The 24,491-nt window shown below is 55.0% G+C and carries 24 protein-coding genes; 17 read left to right on the forward strand and 7 right to left on the reverse strand.

Annotation, left to right across the window (positions count from 1 at the left end; genetic code table 11):
- Positions 1 to 127 precede the first annotated feature (127 nt).
- Both purB and AC5Q5A_RS17010 read left to right on the forward strand, forming a co-directional pair.
- Entirely contained in the window at positions 128 to 1,438 is a 1,311-nt protein-coding gene (gene purB / locus AC5Q5A_RS17005; RefSeq protein ID WP_008891722.1) for an adenylosuccinate lyase, read from the forward strand.
- A gap of 164 nt (positions 1,439 to 1,602) precedes the next feature.
- Entirely contained in the window at positions 1,603 to 2,223 is a 621-nt protein-coding gene (locus AC5Q5A_RS17010) for a YbhB/YbcL family Raf kinase inhibitor-like protein (RefSeq protein ID WP_493895995.1), read from the forward strand.
- 53 nt (positions 2,224 to 2,276) lie between these two features.
- Here AC5Q5A_RS17010 and AC5Q5A_RS17015 read toward each other — a convergent pair whose 3' ends face one another.
- Entirely contained in the window at positions 2,277 to 3,176 is a 900-nt protein-coding gene (locus tag AC5Q5A_RS17015) for a LysR substrate-binding domain-containing protein (protein WP_493895996.1), read from the reverse strand.
- Positions 3,177 to 3,275: 99 nt separating this feature from the next.
- On the opposite strand from AC5Q5A_RS17015, the gene AC5Q5A_RS17020 reads away from it, so the two are divergent.
- Positions 3,276 to 4,199, forward strand: coding sequence for a DMT family transporter (locus AC5Q5A_RS17020; protein ID WP_493895997.1), 924 nt, complete (start codon positions 3,276 to 3,278; stop codon positions 4,197 to 4,199).
- Positions 4,200 to 4,252: 53 nt separating this feature from the next.
- Here AC5Q5A_RS17020 and AC5Q5A_RS17025 read toward each other — a convergent pair whose 3' ends face one another.
- The 3 genes from AC5Q5A_RS17025 to AC5Q5A_RS17035 all read right to left on the reverse strand — a co-directional run bounded on the left by AC5Q5A_RS17025 (position 4,253) and on the right by AC5Q5A_RS17035 (position 6,231).
- On the reverse strand, positions 4,253 to 4,948 hold the full coding sequence (locus AC5Q5A_RS17025; protein ID WP_493895998.1) for a CTP synthase C-terminal region-related (seleno)protein: 696 nt from the start codon (positions 4,946 to 4,948) through the stop codon (positions 4,253 to 4,255).
- 122 nt (positions 4,949 to 5,070) lie between these two features.
- Positions 5,071 to 5,748, reverse strand: a complete 678-nt coding sequence (locus AC5Q5A_RS17030) for a response regulator (RefSeq protein ID WP_287445503.1) — start codon at positions 5,746 to 5,748, stop codon at positions 5,071 to 5,073.
- Between the two features lie 165 nt (positions 5,749 to 5,913).
- Entirely contained in the window at positions 5,914 to 6,231 is a 318-nt protein-coding gene (locus tag AC5Q5A_RS17035; protein WP_008891728.1) for a DUF1476 domain-containing protein, read from the reverse strand.
- A 164-nt stretch (positions 6,232 to 6,395) separates the two neighbouring features.
- On the opposite strand from AC5Q5A_RS17035, the gene AC5Q5A_RS17040 reads away from it, so the two are divergent.
- From AC5Q5A_RS17040 to AC5Q5A_RS17065, 6 genes are all read left to right on the forward strand, one after another.
- The gene (locus tag AC5Q5A_RS17040; RefSeq protein WP_063088929.1) at positions 6,396 to 7,175 is read left to right on the forward strand and encodes an NRDE family protein; all 780 of its coding nucleotides are present in this window, start codon (positions 6,396 to 6,398) and stop codon (positions 7,173 to 7,175) included.
- Between the two features lie 221 nt (positions 7,176 to 7,396).
- Positions 7,397 to 8,161 carry a phosphoribosylaminoimidazolesuccinocarboxamide synthase gene (gene purC, locus AC5Q5A_RS17045; protein ID WP_008891730.1) on the forward strand — a complete coding sequence of 255 codons (765 nt, stop codon included), beginning with the start codon at positions 7,397 to 7,399 and terminating at the stop codon, positions 8,159 to 8,161.
- A 124-nt stretch (positions 8,162 to 8,285) separates the two neighbouring features.
- Positions 8,286 to 8,525, forward strand: a complete 240-nt coding sequence (gene purS / locus AC5Q5A_RS17050) for a phosphoribosylformylglycinamidine synthase subunit PurS (protein WP_008891731.1) — start codon at positions 8,286 to 8,288, stop codon at positions 8,523 to 8,525.
- Between the two features lie 86 nt (positions 8,526 to 8,611).
- Positions 8,612 to 9,301, forward strand: a complete 690-nt coding sequence (gene purQ, locus AC5Q5A_RS17055) for a phosphoribosylformylglycinamidine synthase subunit PurQ (RefSeq protein WP_008891732.1) — start codon at positions 8,612 to 8,614, stop codon at positions 9,299 to 9,301.
- Positions 9,298 to 11,508 (forward strand): phosphoribosylformylglycinamidine synthase subunit PurL, encoded by a 2,211-nt coding sequence (gene purL / locus AC5Q5A_RS17060; protein ID WP_493895999.1) that lies wholly within the window; start codon positions 9,298 to 9,300, stop codon positions 11,506 to 11,508. Before purQ ends, purL begins: the two co-directional genes overlap by 4 nt.
- 145 nt (positions 11,509 to 11,653) lie before the next feature.
- Positions 11,654 to 12,439, forward strand: a complete 786-nt coding sequence (locus AC5Q5A_RS17065) for a substrate-binding periplasmic protein (protein WP_493896000.1) — start codon at positions 11,654 to 11,656, stop codon at positions 12,437 to 12,439.
- A gap of 125 nt (positions 12,440 to 12,564) precedes the next feature.
- Here the strand turns inward: AC5Q5A_RS17065 and AC5Q5A_RS17070 are convergent, their stop codons facing one another.
- Positions 12,565 to 13,749 carry an Mrp/NBP35 family ATP-binding protein gene (locus tag AC5Q5A_RS17070; protein ID WP_493896001.1) on the reverse strand — a complete coding sequence of 395 codons (1,185 nt, stop codon included), beginning with the start codon at positions 13,747 to 13,749 and terminating at the stop codon, positions 12,565 to 12,567.
- A 331-nt stretch (positions 13,750 to 14,080) separates the two neighbouring features.
- On the opposite strand from AC5Q5A_RS17070, the gene hflK reads away from it, so the two are divergent.
- From hflK to AC5Q5A_RS17090, 4 genes are all read left to right on the forward strand, one after another.
- Entirely contained in the window at positions 14,081 to 15,208 is a 1,128-nt protein-coding gene (gene hflK / locus AC5Q5A_RS17075; protein ID WP_064779518.1) for an FtsH protease activity modulator HflK, read from the forward strand.
- Positions 15,208 to 16,080 (forward strand): protease modulator HflC, encoded by an 873-nt coding sequence (hflC, locus tag AC5Q5A_RS17080; protein WP_064779519.1) that lies wholly within the window; start codon positions 15,208 to 15,210, stop codon positions 16,078 to 16,080. The genes hflK and hflC overlap by 1 nt, the downstream gene beginning before the upstream one ends.
- Before the next feature lie 115 nt (positions 16,081 to 16,195).
- Positions 16,196 to 16,387: a DUF2065 domain-containing protein gene (locus AC5Q5A_RS17085; protein ID WP_008891737.1), complete on the forward strand. Its 192-nt coding sequence runs from the start codon at positions 16,196 to 16,198 to the stop codon at positions 16,385 to 16,387.
- Between the two features lie 213 nt (positions 16,388 to 16,600).
- Entirely contained in the window at positions 16,601 to 18,094 is a 1,494-nt protein-coding gene (locus AC5Q5A_RS17090; protein WP_493896002.1) for a DegQ family serine endoprotease, read from the forward strand.
- A gap of 77 nt (positions 18,095 to 18,171) precedes the next feature.
- On the opposite strand, the gene serB is transcribed toward AC5Q5A_RS17090, so the two are convergent.
- Together serB and AC5Q5A_RS17100 are read right to left on the reverse strand one after the other, a co-directional pair.
- Positions 18,172 to 19,062, reverse strand: a complete 891-nt coding sequence (gene serB / locus AC5Q5A_RS17095; protein ID WP_493896003.1) for a phosphoserine phosphatase SerB — start codon at positions 19,060 to 19,062, stop codon at positions 18,172 to 18,174.
- 86 nt (positions 19,063 to 19,148) lie between these two features.
- Entirely contained in the window at positions 19,149 to 19,775 is a 627-nt protein-coding gene (locus AC5Q5A_RS17100) for a hypothetical protein (RefSeq protein ID WP_493896004.1), read from the reverse strand.
- Here AC5Q5A_RS17100 and miaA point away from each other — a divergent pair.
- The 4 genes from miaA (at position 19,759) to ilvC (ending at position 24,421) form a co-directional block, all read left to right on the forward strand.
- Positions 19,759 to 20,757 (forward strand): tRNA (adenosine(37)-N6)-dimethylallyltransferase MiaA, encoded by a 999-nt coding sequence (gene miaA / locus AC5Q5A_RS17105; RefSeq protein WP_493896005.1) that lies wholly within the window; start codon positions 19,759 to 19,761, stop codon positions 20,755 to 20,757. The two genes, AC5Q5A_RS17100 and miaA, sit on opposite strands and share 17 nt — an antisense overlap.
- Before the next feature lie 152 nt (positions 20,758 to 20,909).
- Positions 20,910 to 22,673, forward strand: coding sequence for an acetolactate synthase 3 large subunit (locus AC5Q5A_RS17110; RefSeq protein WP_493896006.1), 1,764 nt, complete (start codon positions 20,910 to 20,912; stop codon positions 22,671 to 22,673).
- 102 nt (positions 22,674 to 22,775) lie between these two features.
- The gene (gene ilvN, locus AC5Q5A_RS17115) at positions 22,776 to 23,285 is read left to right on the forward strand and encodes an acetolactate synthase small subunit (RefSeq protein WP_008891745.1); all 510 of its coding nucleotides are present in this window, start codon (positions 22,776 to 22,778) and stop codon (positions 23,283 to 23,285) included.
- A 116-nt stretch (positions 23,286 to 23,401) separates the two neighbouring features.
- Positions 23,402 to 24,421, forward strand: coding sequence for a ketol-acid reductoisomerase (gene ilvC, locus AC5Q5A_RS17120; protein ID WP_008891746.1), 1,020 nt, complete (start codon positions 23,402 to 23,404; stop codon positions 24,419 to 24,421).
- Positions 24,422 to 24,491 lie beyond the last annotated feature (70 nt).

Here is a 24,491-nt window from a genome sequence, read left to right on the forward strand (position 1 = left end):
AATTTGCCCGGAATGGACTATCCGACCCCGTGAAAGCGTGCCGGCGCCGTGATCGTGCAATCAACTACGCATTCCGATCATCGAGATCTATTTCCGGCACCCAACCATCTTGCCCGGAGGCGACCGCATGATCCCCCGTTATTCCCGTCCGCAGATGACATCCATCTGGGAACCGGCGAACAAGTTCCGTATCTGGTTCGAAATCGAAGCCCACGCTGCAGACAAACTGGCCGAACTGGGTGTTATCCCGGCCGAGTCCGCCAAGCTTGTCTGGGAAAAAGGCGACAAGCCGTATACTCAAGACCGCATCGACCGCATTGATGCCGTCGAAGCCGAAGTCAAACACGATGTCATCGCGTTTCTGACCGAACTGGCCGAACAGGTCGGCGAAGAAGCCCGTTTCGTTCATCAGGGCATGACCAGCTCCGACGTGCTTGATACCTGCTTTAACGTCCAGCTTGCCCAGGCAACCGACATCCTGCTTGAAGATATGGACAAGCTTCTGGCTGCGCTTAAAAAGCGCGCCTATGAAACCAAAGATGTCCCTTGCATGGGGCGTTCGCACGGCATCCACGCAGAGCCGGTGACCTTTGGTCTGAAGCTTGCGACCTTCTATGCGGAATTCAAACGTAACCGTGATCGCCTTGTTGCCGCACGTGATGAAATCGCGACCTGCGCAATTTCCGGCGCGGTCGGCACGTTTGCCAACATCGATCCGAGTGTTGAAGAACACGTTGCCGCCAAGCTTGGCCTGAAACCGGAACCGGTTTCGACCCAGGTGATCCCGCGCGACCGTCATGCCGCCTATTTCGCAGCCCTTGGTGTGATCGCATCGTCGATCGAACATCTGGCAACCGAAATCCGTCACCTGCAGCGCACCGAAGTTCGCGAAGTTGAAGAATTCTTCTCCAAGGGGCAGAAAGGCTCCTCGGCGATGCCGCACAAGCGTAACCCGGTTCTGACCGAAAACCTGACCGGTCTTGCCCGTCTGGTGCGTTCAATGGCCATCCCGGCAATGGAAAACGTTGCCCTGTGGCACGAGCGCGACATTTCGCACAGCTCGGTCGAACGTAACATCGGCCCGGATGCGACCGTCACGCTTGATTTCGCCCTGATGCGTTTGACCAACGTTGTTGAAAACCTGGTTGTCTATCCGGAACGCATGGACGAGATCCTGAACCAGATGGGTGGTCTGGTCTTCTCGCAGCGTGTTCTGCTGACCCTGACCCAGTATGGTGTTTCGCGCGAAGATTCGTATCGTATCGTTCAGCGCAACGCGATGAAGGTCTGGAACCGCGAAGGCGATCTTCTGTCGCTTCTGAAAACCGACGAAGACGTCACCAACCGCATTCCGATGGATAAGCTCGAAGCGCTGTTTGACCTTGGCTACCACACCAAGCATGTCGACACGATCTTTGCCCGCGTCTTTGCCGACTAAGCAAAACACGGCAATCTGCGATTAAAGCCCCGGTCCATTGGCCGGGGCTTTTTTCGTTGTAACCTGCGGCAATACAGGCCTTTGACATTGCGCATCATTGATGCTGAGCTATATCGGACACAGCTAACACATCAAAAAATGTCAATTACAGGAAAGGCATAGCAATGAAACTGAGCATCAAAGGATGGGAAGACGGCGCGCCGATCCCGGCCAAGTTCGCGTTCGGTAAAATCCCGGCAGAGGGCCGGTTTGAAATATCGGACAATATCAGTCCCGCCATTTCCTGGAGCGACATTCCCGAAGGCACCAAATCCTTCGCCCTGATCTGTCATGACCCGGATGTCCCGTCATCGGGTGAGGACGTCAATATCGAAGGCAAGCAAGTCCCGGCAAGCCTGCCTCGTGTTGATTTCTACCACTGGGTTCTGGTCAATATCCCGACCAGCATCACAATGCTTGAAGAAGGTGTCGCGTCCAATGGTGTGACGCCAAAGGGCAAGATGCCCGGCACCAAGCCATATGGAACGGCGGGCCTGAACAACTATACCGACTGGTTTGCCGGCGATACCGATATGGGGGGTGATTACGGCGACTATGACGGTCCCTGCCCGCCATGGAATGACTCGATCATTCACCACTATCATTTCACGGTCTATGCGCTTGATACCGACAAGATCGACCTGCCAGAACCCTTTACCGGCCCGGATGCCCTTGCCGTGATCGAAGGCCATGTCCTGGACAAGGCAAGCTATATGGGCACCTACACCATGAACCGCGATCTGTAATCCGCGCCGTAATTCTTTTACAACCCCGGTCGAAACCTTTCGGCCGGGGTTTGTTATTTGATGGCAAGGTCGCTGGCTTCTGCCAACAGCCAGTCGCGGAATTCCTTGACCGGTGCACGCAGATCACGGTTCTTCGGCCAGACCAGATAATAGCCTGACGGCACTTTCACGACCTGATCTGGAAACAGGTGGATCAGCTTACCTTCGGAAATGTCTTCCTCGGCCAGAAGCGGGTTGGCCAGAACGACGCCCTGCCCATGAATGGCCGCCTCAATCGCCATGGATGTCTGGTCGATCTCCACGCGTTTTATGGCGCTAATTTCGGGCGCCGTCAGGGTTGAAAACCGGCCCAACCATTCTTCCCACCACGGATGCAGGATATCATTAAGCAACGTCGCCCGCGCAAGGTCATCGGGGCGATCCAACTCCAACCCGTCGCGATAGGACGGCGCGCAAAAGGCTGCGGCCTGCCCTTGATACAGCAATATGGTTTCGAGGCTTTCATCGACGCCATCGAAATAGCGCACCGCCAAATCGACCGGATCATGTTCAAAATCCAAAAGGACCGATGATGATCCGACATGAAGCGACGTCTCAGGATGGGCGATCAAAAACCGTGACATCCGTTTGGAGAACCATTTTGCCGCGAAGCTTGGTGGCATAACGAACCGCACCGCATGATTTGACTGATCACGCAACTGATGGCTGGCATCACGGATCTGCTGCAAGGCCGGGGCAATGCGCGCAGCATAAGCCAGACCATCCGCCGTTGGCGTGATCTGACGGACCGTGCGCGTGAACAGTTCAACGCCAAGCCAGTCTTCAAGCTTGCGGATTTGCTGCCCCACCGCACCGGGCGTGACATTCAATTCATCCGCCGCCAGCGCAAAGCTTTTCAGGCGCATGGATGCCTCGAACGCTGGCAATGATTTAAGTGGCGGATATGATCCCATAGCGCAGTTTTTCTATTTCATGATCCAGATAGTATGATTTGTGAAAACTACCGGGAATTATGACAATGGGCCATGATTTTTCCAAACTGGTCCGCCACCATGAAAAACAAAGCCTATATCGTGTTCGGGTTTTTGGCCCTTGCCTGGGGCATGACGTTTCTGTTTAACAAAAGTGCTAGCACCCTGATCACCCCGACACAGATTGCCGCCGTTCGCGTGTTTATGGGGTTCCTGCCGGTTTTTGCCGCAGCCCTGATCGGGCGAAAACTTAAATGGCGGCACTTGCGCTTTACCCACCATTTTATCGTGATGTCGGTTCTGGCGGGCAGTCTTTACTATTTCAGCTTTGCCAAGGGCATTCAGCTTTTGCCATCAAGCCTTGCCGGGATGCTGAGTGGCGCCATTCCGATGATTTCCTTTATCACCGCTGCGGCCTTTTTGCGCGATGAGCCTGTTAATCGTCGTTCCCTCGTTGGATTGGGGGTTGGCTTTATCGGGGTTGCGATGATTGCGCGGCCCTGGGACGCAAGCGTTTCGGCAAGCGATCTTGCCGGGGTTGGCTATATCGGACTGGGGTCCCTATGCGTTGGCCTGTCCTTTGTCTATGCCCGCCGGTTCTTAAGCCCGCTTGGCATTTCGCCCCTTGCACTTTGCACCTATCAATTGGGTATTGCCGCGCTGACATTGCTTATTACCACCGACTTTGACGGCGCCAGCGCGATCTTTGACAATGGCTGGATCGCCCTTGGCCTGTTCTTTGGGCTTGGCCTGTTTGGCACCGGCTTTGCGTATTTGTGCTATTACTTCGTTGTCGAAAATCTTGGTGCGGTCAAAGCGGCAAGCGTGACCTATATCCCGCCGATAATCGCCGTTCTGACCGGCTCGCTGATTTTAGGGGAAAGCGTTCAACTGCTTGATCTGATTGCACTGGTGGCAATCCTAACCGGGGTTGTCGTAATGCAATCGGGACGCACCCCACCGATGCAACGCTGTCTGACAAATATGCCATCACAGCAAAGCTGATAAATCAGTCCCCCGCACACATCACGTGCGCAGGGGGCATTTAAAAAAGATTGTTAGCCCGCAGCTGCACGGACGAATGCGTTGATCATTGGATGGTCTTCCCCACGCAGTGCGGCACGTTCGGGCTGAAACGCGGTTCCGATGAAGAACGGATGACCGCGAAGCTCAACCGCGCGCGGATCGCGATCCTGATCCCAGGCCACAATCCGAAGATCCCGACCATCAAGCAGATGGGCATATTCCGGATTAAACCCGAATGAGCAGCGATAGGTTTCCGTCAGATGCGCAGTCGCGCAGACGTCACGGATCACACTGTTTTCCGCAAGGTCAATCCCACCATCCTGATCAATCAACGCACAGCTAAGCGGCGCGATCAGGGGCAATGAAGCATTCGGGTCGATTTCCGCATTTGCCGCATCGGCAAGACCAAGAACATTACGGGCATATTCCAGAATCGCGTGTTGATACCCGCCACAGGTTCCCAGAAAAGCAATCCGGTTTTCACGGGCAAGCCGAATGGCGGCAAGCGCACCGTCAAAACTTTGATACGGGCTGGCAGGCACGCACCATATCCCGTTATAGCCATCAAGGGCTTGGGCATCAGGGCAATCAATGTCGGATGTCGCGACCCAGTCAAATGTGACGATACGTCCAAGATTTTTTGCCGCCAGCTCCAGGGCCTTCGGGATGGCCTGATGGGCGGTGACGTTCGGATTGTAATCGCCGACAAGTGCGATGGTGACGGTCATATGTTTTTCCTCGTTTCGTTTTCAATGACGAGGGAGAAAAGCCGGTTCAGGCAACAAAAAACGGCCCGTGAAATCACGAGCCGGGATTTGAGCGTCAAACTGAGCTGCCTTTGTCGAACCTACTACAAAGTTCCGGACCGCGCCATATCTTCAAGAGCCATTTTCACGGCCTGCGCACGGTTCGAGACGTTCAGTTTGCGATAGATGTTTTTCAGATGGTACTTCACCGTGATTTCGCGCAGATCAAGGTGACGGGCAATGTCCTTGTTCGGACGTCCTTCTGACAGCAGTGCAAGAACTTCACGTTCACGCGGTGTCAGACGGCCAAAATCGCCCTCACTGCCAAAACCGCCGGCAAGGCGGCCTTCGCCATCCCCCCCGCCTGACATGTTGTCATTCATGTCGTTCAGAATCGACGACGGCAGGTATTTGTCACCAGCCAGAACCAGCTGCACAGCATTTGCCAAGGCCTGCCCACGCAGGGTCTTGGGAATAAAGCCATGCGCGCCGGCCTCAAGCGCCTTGCGGACATCTTCACTTCGATATGCGCCAGAAAGCAGAACCACAAAGGTCTTGTCTGCCACCTTCTCCAAGGTGCGCTTCAAACCTTCAAGTCCATTCATCCCCGGCATGCGCAGATCAAGCAGCACCAGATCGAATGTGTTATTGGCTGCTATCAGCTCGAGTGCGGGGTCCAATGCCCCTGCTTCGGCCACTTCACAGTCATCGAAATACTGTTGGAACAGTAGCGAGATTGCCTCACGAACAAGATCGTGATCGTCCGCCAAAAGGATACGCAATGCTGTCGCCTTTCATCTACCTAATCGGCTCCTTCACCTACCTGCGAAGGATACCACACCAAAAGGTTGCACCTACTCAATTTTTCGGTCTGGGGAGCTCAGGATACGTAAGGCTGCACATATTAGCAAACGAGAAGTTTTCCAAGCAGATGCACTAGCGCGCAATCACGACAGTACTTCTGCACGCGCAACCGGACGTAGTTCTTCGAGCTTTACATTCAATGCAGAGGCTGTGACGTCGATATTTTTGCGTCCAAAATCGGCCAGCAACAGGGCAACAACACCGTTTTCACGCGGGTTGGCAACAACCTCGCCAATGATCTTGCGCGTGTAATCCTGACATTCTTCGGGGGACATGCCCATCTGTTCGCCGGCCCACTGGATCAGCATTTTATAAAGATGGGTTTCGACGCGAAAATCCTGTTCAAGATCAAAGCTGTATTTTGCTTCAAACCCGCGTTCACGATCATTAAAGCTGCTCATAATCGATTCCTTCTGTAAGCTGGTCACATTGTCATCGGAGCCAAACCGGTCAAGCCATTGTCTGTCATAGCATTTTATATGACAATAAACGACACCGATTTCACCCCGTTGCCTGATACTTTTGAATTTGACAAAGTGCGGTTCCGCACGCTTTGATCTGGCTCATGTGTACAGTCATTATTTTACGCCGCCCCGACCATGACTGGCCGGTGATCATTGGCGCCAATCGCGATGAAATGAATAACCGTCCCTGGAAGGCGCCTGCGCGCCACTGGGAAGACCGCCCTGATGTCATTGCAGGCCTGGACGAAACCGCCGGGGGAACCTGGCTTGGTGTCAATGAGGACGGGGTGGTTGCCGCCGTGCTCAACCGCTATGGCACGCTGGGCCCTGCCGATGGCAAACGATCACGCGGCGAGCTGCCGCTTGAGGCACTTGACCATGCCGACGCGATTGACGCCGCACAGGCCCTTGCCGAACTGGATGGCGATGCCTATCGCCCGTTTAACATGGTGATCGCCGATAACCGCGATGCCTATTGGCTGGCAAATCGCGGCACGGGCAAGATCGAAATCACTGAAATCCCCGAAGGTCTTTCGATTCTGACCGCCCATGATCTGAATGACACGCAAAACAGTGCGCGAACCAAACGCAATCTGCCACGCTTTATCAGTGCCCCGGCCCCGCACCCCGAAGCCGACGACTGGTTTGCCTGGCAGGCGCTTCTGGCTGATACCGGAACAGAGGCCCCGGACCCGGATCATCATGACATCCGTGCTGATGCCATGCTGGTGCGCAGCAATATCGGATTTGAGACCATCTGTTCGTCGCTGATCGGGCTTCCGGCGATTCCCACAAGCGAACATGAACTGCCGAGGCGCCCGGTCTGGCTGTTTGCCGAAGGCCAGCCCGACAAAACACCGTTCCATCCGGTCGACGTTTAACGCCGGATGGCGCGGAACGCCCTCCAGTTCAATAGGTTACCGCCAAAATCTGGGCCCTCTGCGATACAGACGCTGACGGTTGCAAATTTCGATTATCAAGTTTGCATAAATAGAGCTTAAGCGACAATTGAGTTTCTCGCCAAGCACTGCTATACGGAGGGCGCGAATTTCAGGGTGCCTGCTGCGTCGGACGGCGGGCCTAGATGTGAAAGATCCCGCCAATGTCCAGAAAGCAGCCCATCTACGAGGGTAAAGCCAAGGTTCTTTACGAAGGTACAGAGCCCGGAACGATCATTCAGTATTTCAAGGACGACGCCACGGCGTTCAACGCCCAGAAGCGCGGCACCATTGCCGGCAAGGGTGTCCTGAACAACATGATCACCGAATTCGTCATGACCCGTCTGGCAGAAATCGGCATTCCGACTCACTTCATTCGCCGCCTGAACATGCGCGAACAGCTTTGCAAGAAATGCGAAATTGTTCCGATCGAAGTCGTGGTCCGCAACATCGTTGCCGGTTCGATGGCCAAACGTCTTGGCCTCGAAGAAGGCGAACGCCTGCCGCGCCCGATTGTCGAGTTCTATTACAAGGACGATGCGCTGGGTGATCCGCTGGTGTCGGATGAACACATCCTCGCTCTGGGATGGGCAGGTGCTGAAGAGCTTGAGGAAATTGTCGGCATGACCCTTCGCGTCAATGACTACCTGTGTGGTCTGATGCGCGGCATTGGTCTGAAACTGGTTGATTTCAAGCTTGAGTTCGGCCGCGTCTGGGAAGGCGACTTCCCGCAGTTGGTCCTGGCCGATGAATTCAGCCCGGATAACTGCCGTCTTTGGGATGCGATCACCAACGAAAAGATGGACAAGGACCGCTTCCGCCGCGATCTCGGCGGTGTCGAAGAGGCCTATCAGGAAGTCGCACGCCGTCTTGGTGTCCTCCCTGAGTCCGCCGAAATAGAGCAGCTTAAAAAAGACGAAACCAAATAACACCCCTAGGCCGCGCTCGCGCGGCCTTTTCTTATGGCTGGTCGGCCATGTGTGTCGGACAGCGTTTTGTTTGCAAACAGAACCTCGCGCGAGACCCGCGCATGCGAACTTAAAGGAGCTTCTCGTGAAAGCACGTGTTCATGTCACCCTGAAGAACGGCGTTCTCGACCCGCAGGGCAAAGCCGTTCACCACGCCCTTCAGGGCCTGGGTTTTGATGGCGTCAATGACGTCCGTCAGGGCAAATTCATCGAACTCGAACTGGATGGCACCGATGCCGCCAAGGCCGAAGCCGAGGTCAAGGAAATGTGCGAGAAGCTTCTCGCCAATACCGTGATCGAAGATTACAGCATCGAGCTGGCCTGATCGCCCGTGGCGGGCGGGGTCTTGCCGCAGCAGGGCCTTTGTCTATCGGGATTAAGTAACCGACACTAATCAAGAGACGGTATTTCATGAAATCCGCTGTCATCCTGTTTCCCGGCATCAACCGGGAGAATGACGCCATCGCAGCACTGAAACAGGCCACCGGCACCGAGCCCACCCTGGTCTGGCATGGCGACACCGAGCTGCCAAAGACCGACATCATCATGGTCCCGGGTGGCTTTTCCTATGGCGACTATTTGCGTTGTGGCGCCATGGCGGCCAAGTCGCCGATCATGCGCGCGGTTGCCGAGCGTGCCAAACAGGGTGTAACCACCATTGGCGTTTGCAACGGCTTCCAGATCCTGACCGAGGCTGGCCTTCTGCCCGGTGCACTGATGCGCAATGCCAGCCTGAAATTCATCTGCAAGAACACGCATCTGAAAGTCGAAAACGCCGATACGCGCTTTACCAATCTTTATGGCGCGGGCGAGATTGTCGAATATCCGGTCGCCCATCACGACGGCAACTATTTTGCCGACAGCGACACGCTTGACCGCCTTGAAGGCGAAGGTCGCGTTGTTCTGCGTTACTGCGATGTGGATGGCAAAGTCGATCCGGCGACCAACCTCAATGGTTCCCAGCGCAATATCGCTGGCATCATCAACGAGGCGGGCAACGTCCTTGGCATGATGCCCCACCCCGAGAATGCAATCGATCCGCTGCATGGTGGCACCGATGGCCGCAATCTGTTCAAAAGCATGGTGGAGGCAGCATCGTGAGCTCCAACGATTTCAACAGCACCCCGATCACGCCGGAACTGGTCAAGGAACACGGCCTGAACGAAGATGAATACAAACTCGTTCTCGAAATCATGGGGCGCGAACCCAACATCAACGAGCTTGGCATTTTCTCGGTCATGTGGTCTGAGCACTGCTCCTACAAGTCTTCGAAAAAATGGCTGAAAACCCTTCCGACCAAGGCCGACTGGGTCATTCAGGGTCCGGGCGAAAACGCCGGTGTGATTGACATTGGCGATGGTCAGGCTGCCGTCTTCAAGATGGAAAGCCACAACCACCCGTCCTTTATCGAACCCTATCAGGGGGCGGCAACCGGTGTTGGCGGTATCATGCGTGACGTGTTCACCATGGGTGCACGTCCGGTCGCGAACCTCAATGCGCTTCGTTTCGGCGAGCCTGATCATCCGAAAACCCGCCATCTTCTGAGCGGTGTGGTCGAAGGCATCGGTGGGTATGGCAACTGCATGGGCGTTCCGACCATCGGCGGCGAAACCAACTTCCATGCCTCGTATAACGGTAACATCCTGGTCAATGCGATGACCGTGGGTCTGGCCGATACCGATAACATCTTCTATTCGGCTGCGGCTGGCATCGGGAACCCGGTTGTTTATGTCGGCTCGAAAACCGGCCGTGACGGCATCCATGGCGCGACCATGGCATCGGCCGAGTTTGATGATGACAGCGAAGAAAAGCGTCCTACCGTTCAGGTCGGTGACCCGTTCACCGAAAAGCTTCTGCTGGAAGCCTGCCTTGAGCTGATGGCAACTGACATGATCGTTGCCATTCAGGATATGGGGGCGGCTGGCCTGACCTCGTCCTCGTTCGAAATGGCGTCCAAGGGCGGCGTTGGTGTTGAGCTGTGGCTTGATAAAGTGCCGATGCGCGAAGAAGGCATGACGCCCTACGAGCTGATGCTTTCAGAGTCGCAGGAACGCATGCTGATGGTTCTGAAACCCGGTTGCGAAGACGCCGCCAAGGCGATCTTTGACAAATGGGAACTCGACTTTGCCGTTATCGGTACGCTCACCGATACCAAGCGCATGGTTCTGAAATGGCATGGTGAAGTTGCCGGTGATCTTCCGATTGATCCGCTGGCCGAAGCATCGCCGGAATATGATCGTCCATGGGAACCGACCCCGAAACAGGATCGCATCGATCCCAACAGCATTTCGGCCAAGGTCAGCCATGTTGACGCGCTGAAAACCCTGATCGCATCGCCCGACCTCGCGTCGCGTCGCTGGATCTGGGAACAGTATGACCATCTGGTCCGTGGCAACACGATTGTCCGTCCAGGCGGTGATGCCGGCGTCGTCCGCGTCGAAGGTACGAACAAGGGCCTTGCCGCGACCACCGACTGCACCCCGCGCTATGTCATGGCCGATCCGGTCGAAGGCGGCAAACAGGCCGTAGCCGAAGCATACCGCAACCTGGTTGCCACCGGCGCCAAGCCGCTTGCCATCACGGACAACATGAACTTCGGCAACCCGGAACGCCCGCGCATCATGGGTCAGTTCGTTGGCGCCTGCCAGGGCATTGGCGAAGCCTGCATCGCACTGGACTTCCCGGTCGTGTCGGGGAACGTGTCGCTTTACAACGAAACCAATGGCGTTGGCATCATGCCGACCCCGGCCATTGGCGGTGTTGGCCTGATTTCCGATCTCGGTCACCATGCGACGATTGGCATCAAACGCGATGACAGCGCGTTGATCATGATCGGTGCGGCCACCGGTGAACTGGGTCAGTCGCTGTATCTCAAGACCATCGAAGGTCGCGAAGAAGGCGCCCCGCCACCGGTCGATCTGGGGGCTGAAAAGCGTGCCGGTACGCTGGTGCGTGAACTGATCGAACTGGGTCTGGTGCGGACTTGCCACGATATCGCCGATGGCGGCCTGCTGGTCACCGTTGCCGAAATGTGCCTTGCGGGCAATATCGGTGCAGACCTGCATCTGCCAGAAACAGGCAGCGAAGTCGCATGGCTGTTTGGCGAAGATCAAGGCCGCTACGTGATCGCAACCCGCGATCCGGACAAGGTTCTGAACGCGGCAGGCAGTGCGAATGTCGCAGCCGTGATTATCGGTCAGGCCGGCGGAGATTCCGTCGTCATTGATGGCGGCGACAAAGTATCGCTTTCCGAACTGCGCGAGCTTAATGAAGGCTGGATGCCATCCTTCATGGCCGAAGCCGTTTAATCAGGCCGCAGGCAAAACCAATAAAAAACCCCGCCGGAGCAATCTGGCGGGGTTTTGTGATTTCGGCTTAGCCGCCACCACAACTCCGTTGTCGGATCAGATGAATAGCCCCATATGAGTTTTCAGGGGCTTCGACGAGGGTAAGATGCAAGGTCACTGCAAGGTCATTCTTTGGGCTTTTATGTTCTGCGTTCTTCTGGGCGTTGTCGCAGTGTTGCCTGTAAGTAAAGCGCAGGCCCTGACCATCTATGTTGATGAGGCCAATCCACCTTTCATGTATCGCGCTGAAGAACATGCTGCGGGCATCTACCCTGATATCGTGCGCGCAATCTCTGCCCGTGCTGGACTCAATGTTGAAATTGTCCCCGTGCCGTGGCGTCGCGCATTGTTTCATCTGGATAATGGCGATGGTGCTGTTGCCGGAATATACAAAAACCTTGAGCGTCAGAAGAAGTATGCGTTCAGCGAGCCGATTCACCGCGAACGTTTGATGATCTATCGGCTCAAAGGCAACTTTGACCGTGAAACCAAAATCGAAGACCTGTCAGGCATGAATGTCGGCGTTATTCGCGGATGGAGTTACGGTGACGCGTTCGATAGCGCCCGTACGTCCGGCCTGTTCGAAGCATCCGAAGCCGCCGGAGACGACCAGAACTTTGCAATGCTGACCAGCAAGCGTATTGATGCGATGATTGCGGTGCGCGAAGCGGGCGATATCTGGATAAAAAAACTCGAACTCGACGACCAGATCGTTCGCGCCCAACGTCCAATTTACGAGAATCAGACTTTCATTGCCATCAACAGAATGTCAAAGGACATCGCGACGCTGGCACTGATTAATCGCGCAATCACCGAGTTAATTGAAGACGGCACAATCGAAATCATAATTTCTAATGCCGTAAATCAGGCTATCGGTTTAGGTTTTCACTGATCACGCGGCGGGGCTTTGCGCCAAGCACCGTATACACGGGCTCGCTCAGCGCTTGGTAAAGCCGTGATTGCAGTTAGATAATACCAATAAAAAAGGCCGCAGGCGAAGCGGCCTTTTTTGTATGACTATTTGAAGCTGATCTTGGGAAACAGGCCTTTTTTCTTCGGCGCTTCGGCCGGGCCAACGCGCTCTTCGATGGCGGCGGCAATCTTGTCGGCAATCAGGCCGTAGGCCTTGCTATGTTCGCCTTCGGACTCTGTCTGGACAATTGGTTTGCCCTCGTCTGCGCCCAAGCGAATTTTAAGATCGAGCGGGATTTCACCGAGGAACGGCACGCCCAGTTCATCCGCCGCCTTGTGCGCCCCGCCGTGATCAAAAATGTGATCGACATGGCCGCATTCCGGACATTTGTAATAGGACATGTTTTCGATCAGGCCGAACACCGGCACATTGACCTTGCGGAACATGTTCAACCCCTTGCGCGCATCCAGAAGGGCGATGTCCTGCGGCGTTGAAACAATCACGGCCCCGGTCACCGGTACGCGTTGCGCCATCGAAAGCTGAATGTCGCCCGTGCCCGGTGGCATATCAACCACCAGCACATCAAGATCGCCCCAGTCGGTATCGCGCAGAAGCTGTTCAAGCGCGCCCATCGCCATCGGGCCACGCCAGATGACCGGTTGTTCTTCTTCGATCATGAAACCGATCGACATGATCCGCATGCCAAAGGCCGATGGCGGGATCATTTTGCCCTGATGTTGTTTCGACGGGACCGGCTTGGCATCGCGAAGGCCCATCATGCGCGGCAGGCTCGGCCCATAGATATCGGCATCCAGCAGGCCAACCTTGAGCCCCTTGGCTACCAGCGACAATGCAAGGTTGACCGAGGTGGTGGATTTCCCCACCCCGCCCTTGCCGGACGCCACGGTGACGATGCTGCGCACCGTTGGCAATTCCAGCGGCATCTGACCACCACCCTGCGGGCGCTGACCCGGTTGAGCCGGGCGGCTTGGCTGTGATGGCTGCGACGGCTGTGTGCTTTGCTGAGCGGCGGCTTTGGGACGCTCTGCCGTAAGCGCCACACGGGCAGTTGTGACCCCGTTCACAGCAGCCACCGCTTTTTCTGCCGCTTGGCGCAAATCTTCGAGGGCGGGGCCGCGTTCGGGATCGACGGCGATCATAACATTGACAGTTTCGTCATGAATATCAATACCTTGCACCATGCCCTTGGCTGTGATTGATTGGCCGTCGACTGGGTCGATTACGCTATCGAGCGCGGCAGTAATCTGTTCACGGTTGAGGGAAGTCATATTGCGGTCTCCAAATTTCGGCTTAAGTCCGTGGTCACACAGAACTTGCAGGCGCGTATCATTGTTTTGCAAGGCAACCTGTCATATAAGGCCTAAGGGCATGCTCCGTCCAACAAGATTTCGTGAGTTTGCATTTGGCTGCAATCTGTTGCAGTACCAACCGGCGTATCACAGGTTGGGTACAAAACTGGTGAGAAAGAAGTCTGATTTTCCCGGCATGTCCGGGCTGTATCAGGGAATTTGATCTTGTTGGACGGAGCATGCATTGGGGCTTACCCCAAGCTCGGTAAACAAAGATAAACACCGAACGGCAAGAAGAGGAAGAAACTCGATGCCTTGGAATAATCAAGGGGGCGGTGGCCCCTGGGGCGGCGGCGGAAACAAAGGTGGCGGCCAGAACCCGTGGGGACAGCGTCCTTCCGGTGGTGGCGGCGGCGGAAATACGCCCCCCGACTTTGATGAAATGATTCGTAAAGGCCAGGAACGTCTTAAACGGCTGTTCCCCGGTGGTGGCGGATACAAGGGCTTTGTCCTGATCGGTATCGCCGTAATCGGGTTGTGGCTTTTGACCGGTTTCTACCGTGTCCAGCCAGGCGAACAGGGTGTAACGCTTCTGTTCGGCAAATGGGTTGGCACCACGGGTCCGGGTCTGAACTACTTCCTTCCGGCCCCGATTGGCGAGGTCATCAAGCCGAACGTCGAACGGACCAACCAGATTGAGGTTGGCTATCGCGGTGCGGGCACAGTGACATCCAACGGTTCGCGTGATGTGCCTGAAGAAAGCCTGATGCTGACCGGTGACCAGAACATCATCGACATTGACTATGTTGTTCAGTGGCGCATCAGCGATGCAGGTTCCTACCTGTTTAACGTGCGTGACCCTGAAAACACCATCAAGCTGGCATCTGAAAGTGCGATCCGTGAGGTCATCGGTAAAACCGACCTTGAAGAAGCACTGACTGTTGGCCGTGTCCGGGTTGAAGAACAGACCCGAACCCTGCTTCAGGAAATCATGGACGGTTATGAGTCCGGTATTTTCATTGCCGAAGTGAAAATGCAGAAAGTGGACCCGCCGCGCGACGTTATCGATGCCTTTAACGATGTGCAGCGTGCCCGTCAGGACCGTGATCGTTCCCAGAACGAAGCACTGGCCTATCGTAACGACATCATCCCGCGTGCAAAGGGTGAAGCAGAACGTCAGGTTCTTCAGGCCCGCGCATACAAGGATCGTGTCACCAAGGAAGCAGAGGGTGAAGCAGAACGCTTTAACTCCATCTACAATTCCTTCCTGACGGCCAAGGATGTGACGACCCGTCGTCTGTATCTGGAGACCATGCAGGAGATCCTGAGCAAGTCTGACAAGATCATCATGGAACAGAACGGCGAAGGTAACGGTGTTGTCCCGTATCTTCCGCTTCCGGAAGTTCAGAAACGTGCGAATGCAGGAGGCAACAACTAATGGCAAGTCCTAAACTTATTGCCGCTGGCGTCGTCCTGGTTATTGCTGCTGTCGTTGGTTCCATGTGCGTGTTTACCGTACGTCAGGATCAGCAGGCACTCGTTCTTCAGTTTGGTAATCCGGTCCATGCGGTTTCCGAACCGGGTCTGCATTTCAAACTGCCGATCCAGAACGTTGAATATTACGAACGTCGTATTCTCGAACTTGATCCGCCGGTTCAGCAGGTTCTTCTGTCTGACCAGAAGCGTGTCAATGTTGACAGCTTTGCACGTTGGAAAATCATCGATCCGTTGATCTTCCGTCAGCGCGCAACCAACTCTGCCAACTTTGTGCAGCTGTTTGGTCAGCGTCTGAACTCGGTTATCCGTGGTGAGTTGGCACAGGCCCCGCTTGTGACGCTTCTTTCGGACAACCGTGCGCAGATCATGGAGAAAATCCAGTCGACCCTGATCAAACCGGCAGAAGAGTTCGGTGTAGAACTGATTGACGTTCGTATCGGTCGTACCGACCTTCCGCAGGAAACGTCGCAGGCGGTGTATAACCGTATGCGTTCTTCGCGTATTGCCGAAGCCGCACAGCTTCGCGCAGAAGGTGAAGAGCTCAAGGCGAAGATCCAGGCAGAAGCTGATCGTGAACGTATCGGCATCATCGCCGAAGCCAACCGTCAGGCCGAAGTCCTGCGTGGTGAAGGCGATGGGCAGCGGAACGTCATCCTGGGTAAAGCGTATGGCAAGGACGCGGAATTCTTCGAATTCTATCGTTCGCTCGAAGCCTACAAAATTGCGCTTGATAACGGCTCGACCATGGTGCTTTCACCAGACAGCGAGTTTTTCCAGTACTTTAATAAGTCTGGCCCAGCGACAAGCCGCTAGACAAAACATAAGGGCGACCTGCATATTGGGCTGGTCGCCCTTTTTGTTTTTATAAATTCGATTTGTCGGGCGACCGTCTGACAGATCACAAAGAAACGCCGGAACGTCCCTGATCATGAAGGAACTTGCAACAGCCATACTTCTGGCCATCGCGTTGGAAGGTATGCTTTACACGCTGTTTCCCGGCGGCCTGAAAAGGGTGATGGAGCTTGTTCAGGAAATTCCTGAATCGCAGTTGCGCATTGGCGGATTGATCGCCGCTGTCGTCGCGATTGGTGGAATATGGGCAGTACGGACCTGGCTTTAGCAACCGGGCTCAGGATCAGGGGAACTGCCGCGCAATCGGTCCTCGTCACGATATTGTGCTTACATTTCCTTGATTTTTCCCAGTGCCGCCCAAATTCTGCCAAAGTCGGGGTTAAGTTGATTACTTAAGCGACGGGTGAAATACAGTCCCGCCGCGCGCTGCTCAATGAGAATGACACATACCGTGAACGCGGCAACGAACAGGATCAGACACATGCTAGACGCATTATACAACCCGGTGCGGGCGAAGGTAACCGCCGCACTGGTGATTGTTCTCCTTGGCGTGACCAGTGTTTCGCAGATCGCGAATGCCCGCCCCGCTCCTGAGAGTTTCGCAGACTTGGCCGAAAAGCTTCTGCCGACTGTTGTAAACATTTCCACAAGCCAGATGGTCGCCGAACGACAGGGACCGGACTTCCAGTTCCCTCCCGGCTCGCCATTTGAAGACCTTTTCCGTGATTTTATGGACCGCAACGGTCAGGGTGGCCAGGGCGGACCGGCTCCGCAACGCCGCCGTGCGACCGCACTTGGTTCGGGCTTTATCATCTCGGCTGATGGTTACATTGTCACCAACAACCACGTGATTGACGGTGCCGATGAAATCACCGTGCGCCTGCATGATGGCGACACGCTTGACGCCGAACTTATCGGTCGTGACCCGAAAACCGACGTCGCCCTGCTTAAGGTCGAACCGAAAGAAGATCTGCCCTTCGTCAAATGGGGCGATTCTGACAGTTCACGTATCGGTGACTGGGCCATGGCAATCGGTAACCCGTTCGGCCTTGGCGGTACGGTAACCGCCGGGATTATTTCTGCACGTAACCGCGACATCAATCAGGGCCCGTATGATGACTTCATTCAGACAGATGCCTCGATCAACCGTGGTAACTCTGGCGGTCCGCTGTTTAACCTTGATGGTGACGTGATCGGCATTAACAGCGCGATCTATTCGCCGTCGGGTGGTTCGGTCGGTATCGGCTTTGCCATTCCGGCAGGCATCGCACAAAGCGTTGTCGAACAGCTTAAGGAATACGGCCGTACCCGTCGTGGCTGGTTGGGTGTTCACATCCAGACCGTGACTGAAGACATCGCGGACTCGGTTGGTCTTGATGAAGCAACCGGTGCCATGGTTGCCGGCGTCTCCGAAGATGGCCCGGCGAAGGAAGCCGGTATCAAACAGGGTGACGTCATCCTGACCTTTGATGGCAAAACGGTTGAGTCGATGCGTCGTCTGCCGCGCATTGTCGCAGAAACCAAGATCGGCAAGGATGTCGATGTTGTGATCTGGCGCGACGGCGAAAAGCAGACCGTCCAGGTCGAGCTTGGCGAACTTGAGGAAGAAGTCGTCGCGACAAGCGCAGACAGCTCCCAGGAAGAGCAAGCACCCGCTGTTGCCGAGGCCAGCATCGATGAACTTGGCATCAAGATCGCCAATGTCGATGAAAGCCTGCGTCAGAGTTACAACCTTGCCGAAGGCACCGAAGGTGTGATCGTCACCGAAGTTTCCGGCGACAGCTACGCCGCCGAAAAGGGTGTTCGCCCGGGTGACATTATCATCGAAGCGTCGCACAGCTCGGTTGATTCGGTCGACGACGTCGTCGATGCGGTCAAAGCGGCCGTTGACGATGACAAACGCACCATCCTGATGCTGATCGAAACATCGGCTGGCCCGCGTTACTTCGGCCTGACGCTTTCGACCGAGGAATAAGCCATCCGGCTTAAGTTGATATCAAAAAAGGGCGGCCTGATCATCAGGCCGCCCTTTTTGTTTAAACCGTTCGTACCTTACGAAACGAAGTCCGACTTCGCGTAGCCCTGCAAATACAAAAGTGCGGTCAGATCACCGTGATTGATGCAAATGCGCGCCTGTTCCTGAACCGATGGTTTGGCGTGGAAGGCAACGCCAGTCCCGGCAAGCGAGATCATCTGAAGATCATTCGCACCATCACCAACCGCAATCGCATCATCAACCGTGATGCCTTGCTGGGCGGACAGGTTTTCAAGCGCATCGACCTTGGCCTGACGGTCCAGAACCGGTTTCTGAACCTTGCCGGTCAGCTTGCCATCCTTTTCAATCAGGACATTGGCCTGATCGTAATCAAAGCCAAGCTCGGCGCGAACCGCACCGGTAAAGAAATCAAACCCACCCGATACCAGGGCAACAAAGCCGCCATTGGCCTTCATGGTCCCGACCAGTTGGTTTGCCCCGCCGGTATATTCGACCGTTTTCCAGGCTTCTTTCAGCATCTCGGTCGACATGCCTTCAAGAAGACCGACGCGTTCATCAAGGGCGGCTTCGAAATCAAGTTCACCATTCATCGCACGTGCAGTGATCGCCGCCACCCGGTCCTTGACCCCGGCAAACTCGGCCAGTTCATCAAGGGTTTCACCGGTGACAATCGTGCTGTCCATATCGGCAATCAAAAGCTTCTTGCGACGTGTGGCGACCTTCTGGGTGATGGCATCGACCGGAAGCTCTGCCTCGGAAAGCGTCGTGTCGGCAACATCAAGCGGGATCCCGTCAAAAGTAAGATCGCAGGCTTCGCCCTCGGCAAGCCAGGTCACATCCCCGACCAGTGCGCCTGCCCCGGTCAGCGCGATTGCCGCGTTATCAATCACGGCCTTGGTCAACGCATTCGAATTCGGGGCGGCAATCAGGGTGAGAACCAATTTCATGATCGAGAGGGCTCCTTGGCGGGAAAGGCATAAAACATCGTTGTCGCCTTTATCCGAATTGCGCGGCAGAATATCAACAACGCAGTTCATGAATCGCTAGTTTGCTGAATTTTCTGCAGTGCCTCACATACTTCGTACACTCCTTCTAGGAAGTTGAGCATCTCAATCGAAACATTCCACTCCTGTTTATTTTGCGCTCCCAATAACTCTATGCTGCCTCTTAGAAACCACGCGCCAGATTCATCAGATTGTGAGTAAACGGGTCTCACATCTAGGGCATGAATCAGTTTATTGCAGCATGATCTCAGTGAGAGCTTACAACCTTTTTCATAGTCCACACCGATATCCCCTCGAAGGTCTACTTTCTCAAGAGCGCCTAAGTAGTCTTCATTTCCTAACAAGCGCCCAAGTACATCATCTACGGTGCGCACATACATCCCGATTTCCAGCAAGCCACGCACCAAGTCTTCCTCTACATGCTTCCTGTTCTCGGCAAGTAAATTTGGAGCAACATGATAAATTGGAACGTCGGCGTCATCCCGTTCAGTGTAGTTGTAATCATTCATGCCTGACAAAAGCGTTCTAAGCACATCTACACACCGTCTCTTCAAAAACTTTGCATCGACGGGATGGGGCTTAAAGTAAGGGTCGTGATAGGGGTTCGACTCAAGCACAGCTTTCACCAAGACATTATAAATGAGAAACAGCGTCAAATTTGATATTCATCTGCAAATGCAACAAGTCCAAAGTTCAAATGGTAAAGTCTTAATCGTCGCTGGCCCGACCGCCAGTGGCAAGTCGGCGCTGGCCCTTGATCTGGCGGAGGCCTTTGACGGGGTGGTGATCAATGCTGATAGCATGCAGGTCTATAAGGAACTGCGTGTACTTTCTGCGCGCCCTGATGACAGTGAAATCGCGCGTGCGCCGCATCGGTTGTATGGGGTGTTGTCCGGGCGGGAGGCCTGTTCGGCCGGTAAATGGCGTGAAATGGCGATGGCCGAGATTGCAGATTGTCATGCCAGTGGCAAACTTCCCATCATCACCGGTGGCACGGGCATGTATCTGAATGCCCTGACCGAGGGGATTGCCCCGATCCCCGATATTCCAGCGCGGATTCGCGATCAGGTCACAAACGAGCTTGAAGAACTTGGTCACGCAGCATTTTTTGCCAAACTGCAGAGCCAAGACCCGGAAACCGCCGCCAACCTTGATGGCAGCAATACCCAGCGGCTGATTCGCGCCGCCGAGGTTTTTGCCCATACCGAGCGCGGACTGGCAAGCTGGCACAAGGAACCGGTAATCACGCCCCCCGAGAACATGAAATTCAAGAAACTTTGTTACATGCCACCGCGCGACATTCTGTATGACCGTTGCAACCGGCGTTTTGATCTGATGATCGAACAGGGGGCGATTGACGAGGTCAAAGGGCTTCTTGCCTTGGAATTGCCTGAAACAGCACCGGTTATGAAGGCTGTCGGCGTGCGCGAGATCGCAGCATATCTTGCCGGGGAAATTGATCTGACGACGGCCAAAGAGAAATCCCAACGCGAAACCAGACGTTATGCCAAGCGGCAATTAACCTGGTTCAGGCATCAAATGTTAGCCAAGGAAATCATCGGCGCGCAATATTCGGAAAGTTTGGCAGCAAAAATGCGTCATGATATTAACCAATTTCTGTTGACCACGCCAAAGTGAGGCGATAGGTTGGCCCTTCCGCCGCCGGAATGGCGGAAAACCGCCGTTTCGGCGGATTTTTCAACTCCAATTCGAGGATAATTGGATCATGTTTCAATCACGCGGTTATCACGCGACACGCTGTTGTCGTTAAGTAAAGAGGCTCGAAAATCATGGCAGAACGTATTTTAAGCGGTTCGGAAGTAGTGTTGCAGGCCCTTGCAGATCAGGGTGTGGAAGTCGTGTTCGGCTATCCCGGCGGCGCTGTCCTACCGCTATATGACGAGATATTTAAACAGAACCGGATTCGTCACGTTCTCGTGCGCCATGAACAGGCTGCTGTCCACGCTGCTGAAGGTTACGCCCGCTCGACCGGCAAGGTCGGCGTTGTGCTGGTGACCTCGGGACCGGGTGCGACAAACGCTGTTACGGGCCTTACCGACGCGTTGATGGATTCCATTCCAGTTGTCTGCCTGACAGGTCAGGTCCCGACCCATCTGATCGGGAATGATGCCTTCCAGGAAGCCGACACCACCGGCATCACCCGCCCGTGCACCAAGCATAACTATCTGGTGAAAAATCCGGATCGTCTGGCACGCACGATGCACGAAGCCTTCCACGTCGCGTCCAGCGGCCGTCCGGGCCCGGTTGTTATTGACCTCCCCAAGGACATTCTGGTTGGCAAGGCACCGTATCTGGAACCGGCACAGGTTCAGCACCGCACCTATAACCCGGTGGTCAAGGGCGAACGCAGCCAGATCGAAGAAGCCATGGAAATGCTGGCATCGGCGAAAAAGCCGATCCTGTATTGCGGCGGAGGCGTGATCAATTCCGGCATGCAGGCTTGCAAGCTTCTGACCGAGTTCACCCGCATGACCGGTACGCCGATCACACTGACCCTGATGGGGCTGGGTGCTTATCCGGCGTCCGACAAACAGTATCTTGGCATGCTGGGCATGCATGGCACCTACGAAGCAAACATGTCGATGCATGATTGCGATGTCATGGTCGCCATCGGTGCGCGTTTCGATGACCGTGTCACCGGCAACCTCGATTTCTTTGCGCCGAACTCGCAGAAAATCCAGGTCGACATTGATCAGAGCTCGATCAACAAGAACGTTCCGGTCGATATCGGGATCGTTGGCGATGTTGGCCATGTTCTTGAAGACATGATCAAGATCTGGAAAGCCAAGCAGTACAAGATCGAAGCCAATGCACTTGATAGCTGGTGGCAAGAAATTGAAGGCTGGCGTGGCAAACACTGCCTGTCCTACAAACAGCCGACCGACGTTATCAAGCCGCAGCACGTTATCCGCCGTGTTCATGCGCTGACCCGTGATCGCAAGACCTATATCACCACCGATGTTGGTCAGCACCAGATGTGGGCGGCCCAGCATTTCGGGTTTGAACACCCGTATGAATGGATGACCTCCGGTGGTCTGGGCACTATGGGCTATGGCATGCCGGCCGCCCTTGGCGTTCAGGTAGCCCACCCGGATGCGACCGTGGTTTGCTTTACCGGTGACGCGTCGATCATGATGAATATTCAGGAATGCGCGACGATGACGCAGTATCGTCTGCCGATCAAAACCGTCATCCTGAACAACCGTTATATGGGCATGGTCCGCCAGTGGCAGCAGCTTCTGCACGGGTCGCGCTATTCCGAAAGTTATAGCGAAACCCTGCCCGACTTCGTCAAACTGTCCGAGGCCTTTGGCTTCACCGGCATGACCTGTGACAAACCAGCGGATCTTGATGATGCCATCAAGAAGATGCTGGAAATTGATGGTCCGGTGATTTTGGACGTTGCTGTTGATGACAAGGAAAACTGCTATCCGATGATTCCGTCGGGCAAGCCGCATAATGAAATGCTGCTTGGGCAGGAAACCAACGGCAATGAGGCCATTGATTCCGACGAAGGGATGGTTCTGGTCTGATTCGCACAAACAATCTGTGCGAATTGATCCCATCACATCAAAATGAAAAGGCCGGCGCGGGCGGCACGTTCTGCCCCGACCGAGCCCTAGCGGAGCGAAACCGTGAAAGAAACCGAAATTTCGAAACACACCATATCCGTTCTGGTGGATAACGAGTCCGGCGTTCTGGCCCGTGTAATCGGGCTGTTTTCCGGTCGTGGCTATAACATTGAAAGCCTGACCGTTGCCGAAGTCGACGCCGATGCCCACCAGTCGCGCATCACCGTGGTTACCTCGGGCACCCCGATGGTAATCGAACAGATCAAGGCACAGCTTTCGCGTCTTGTTCCGGTGCACAAGGTCAGTGACCTGACCCTGGCCGGGCCAAGTGTCGAGCGCGAGCTTGCCCTGGTCAAAGTGATCGCAACGGGTGAAAAACGTGTGGAATCCCTGCGCATTGCCGACATTTTCAAAGCGCGCGCAGTGGATGCGACCAACAATTCCTTCGTGTATGAAATCATCGGCAGCCCTGAAAAAATCGACGCCTTCATCAAATTGATGGAGCCGCTTGGGCTTTCGGAAATTTCGCGTACCGGTGTGGCAGCGATTTCGCGCGGCACACTGACGATGTGAGTTTGCCCTGCCCGGTGATCCGCATCGGGTACGGCATTGGGGCCTGCCCCATAATAATTATTACCATCCGCCACGCATGAAAATCAGCGTGGTCCAACGTCCAGAGGTATCGAAAGATGCGTGTTTATTACGACCGCGATGCAGATGTTAATCTGATCAAATCCAAAAAAGTTGCCATCATTGGTTACGGTTCGCAGGGCCACGCCCATGCGCTGAACCTCCATGATTCCGGCGTTAAGGAAGTTGTTGTTGGTCTTCGTGAAGGCTCCAGCTCGCGCAAGAAAGCCGAAGCTGCCGGTCTGAAAACCATGACCCCGGCCGAAGCTGCTGCTTGGGCTGACGTTGTCATGATGCTGACCCCGGATGAGCATCAGGCTGCGATCTATGCGGATGAGCTGCGCGACAACCTGAAACAGGGTGCTGCCCTTCTGTTCGCACACGGTCTGAACGTTCATTTCGGCCTGATCGAGCCGCGCGCTGATCTTGACGTCATGATGATCGCACCGAAGGGTCCTGGCCACACGGTTCGTTCCGAATACAAGCGTGGCGGCGGTGTTCCGTGCCTTGTTGCTATTGAACAGAACGCATCTGGCAACGCGCTTGAAGTTGCTCTGTCCTATGCATCGGCAATCGGTGGCGGTCGTTCGGGCGTTATCGAAACCACCTTCCGTGAAGAGTGCGAAACCGACCTGTTCGGCGAACAGGCTGTTCTTTGCGGCGGTCTGACCCAGCTGATCAAATACGGCTTCGAAACCCTTACAGAAGCTGGCTATGCACCGGAAATGGCATATTTCGAGTGCCTGCATGAAGTTAAGTTGATCGTTGACCTGATGTATGAAGGCGGTATGGCCAACATGCGTTACTCGATCTCGAACACCGCAGAATACGGCGACTATGTCACCGGCCCGCGCGTGATCGATCCGTCTGTCAAAGAACGCATGAAAGAAGTTCTTACTGACATTCAGGAAGGCAAGTTCGTTCGTGACTTCGTTCAGGAAATGCATTGTGGTCAGCCGATGTTCAAGGCAACCCGTCGTCTGCATGCTGAACATGAAATCGAAGAAGTTGGTACCAAACTGCGCGCGATGATGCCGTGGATTGCTGCAAACCAGCTCGTCGACAAAGAAAAGAACTAAGCACAGCTTAGCTTGTTCTTACGCAAACGGCCGTCCCGATGGGGCGGCCGTTTTGCTTTGGGCATTTCGG

Source organism: Thalassospira sp. CA1 (assembly GCF_059052855.1).

Bases quoted from the DNA above. Each gene is read 5' to 3' on its own strand.
- AC5Q5A_RS17085 (WP_008891737.1), top strand. From the start codon at position 16,196: ATGAAGGAACTTGCAACAGCCATACTTCTGGCCATCGCGTTGGAAGGT.
- AC5Q5A_RS17090 (WP_493896002.1), top strand. From the start codon at position 16,601: ATGCTAGACGCATTATACAACCCGGTGCGGGCGAAGGTAACCGCCGCA.
- purQ (WP_008891732.1), top strand. From the start codon at position 8,612: ATGAAATCCGCTGTCATCCTGTTTCCCGGCATCAACCGGGAGAATGAC.
- hflC (WP_064779519.1), top strand. From the start codon at position 15,208: ATGGCAAGTCCTAAACTTATTGCCGCTGGCGTCGTCCTGGTTATTGCT.
- purB (WP_008891722.1), top strand. From the start codon at position 128: ATGATCCCCCGTTATTCCCGTCCGCAGATGACATCCATCTGGGAACCG.
- AC5Q5A_RS17010 (WP_493895995.1), top strand. From the start codon at position 1,603: ATGAAACTGAGCATCAAAGGATGGGAAGACGGCGCGCCGATCCCGGCC.
- AC5Q5A_RS17070 (WP_493896001.1), bottom strand. From the start codon at position 13,749: ATGACTTCCCTCAACCGTGAACAGATTACTGCCGCGCTCGATAGCGTA.
- AC5Q5A_RS17020 (WP_493895997.1), top strand. From the start codon at position 3,276: ATGAAAAACAAAGCCTATATCGTGTTCGGGTTTTTGGCCCTTGCCTGG.
- purC (WP_008891730.1), top strand. From the start codon at position 7,397: ATGTCCAGAAAGCAGCCCATCTACGAGGGTAAAGCCAAGGTTCTTTAC.
- serB (WP_493896003.1), bottom strand. From the start codon at position 19,062: ATGAAATTGGTTCTCACCCTGATTGCCGCCCCGAATTCGAATGCGTTG.
- AC5Q5A_RS17065 (WP_493896000.1), top strand. From the start codon at position 11,654: ATGCAAGGTCACTGCAAGGTCATTCTTTGGGCTTTTATGTTCTGCGTT.
- AC5Q5A_RS17110 (WP_493896006.1), top strand. From the start codon at position 20,910: ATGGCAGAACGTATTTTAAGCGGTTCGGAAGTAGTGTTGCAGGCCCTT.
- AC5Q5A_RS17040 (WP_063088929.1), top strand. From the start codon at position 6,396: ATGTGTACAGTCATTATTTTACGCCGCCCCGACCATGACTGGCCGGTG.
- miaA (WP_493896005.1), top strand. From the start codon at position 19,759: ATGAGAAACAGCGTCAAATTTGATATTCATCTGCAAATGCAACAAGTC.
- hflK (WP_064779518.1), top strand. From the start codon at position 14,081: ATGCCTTGGAATAATCAAGGGGGCGGTGGCCCCTGGGGCGGCGGCGGA.
- AC5Q5A_RS17035 (WP_008891728.1), bottom strand. From the start codon at position 6,231: ATGAGCAGCTTTAATGATCGTGAACGCGGGTTTGAAGCAAAATACAGC.
- AC5Q5A_RS17025 (WP_493895998.1), bottom strand. From the start codon at position 4,948: ATGACCGTCACCATCGCACTTGTCGGCGATTACAATCCGAACGTCACC.
- ilvC (WP_008891746.1), top strand. From the start codon at position 23,402: ATGCGTGTTTATTACGACCGCGATGCAGATGTTAATCTGATCAAATCC.
- AC5Q5A_RS17015 (WP_493895996.1), bottom strand. From the start codon at position 3,176: ATGGGATCATATCCGCCACTTAAATCATTGCCAGCGTTCGAGGCATCC.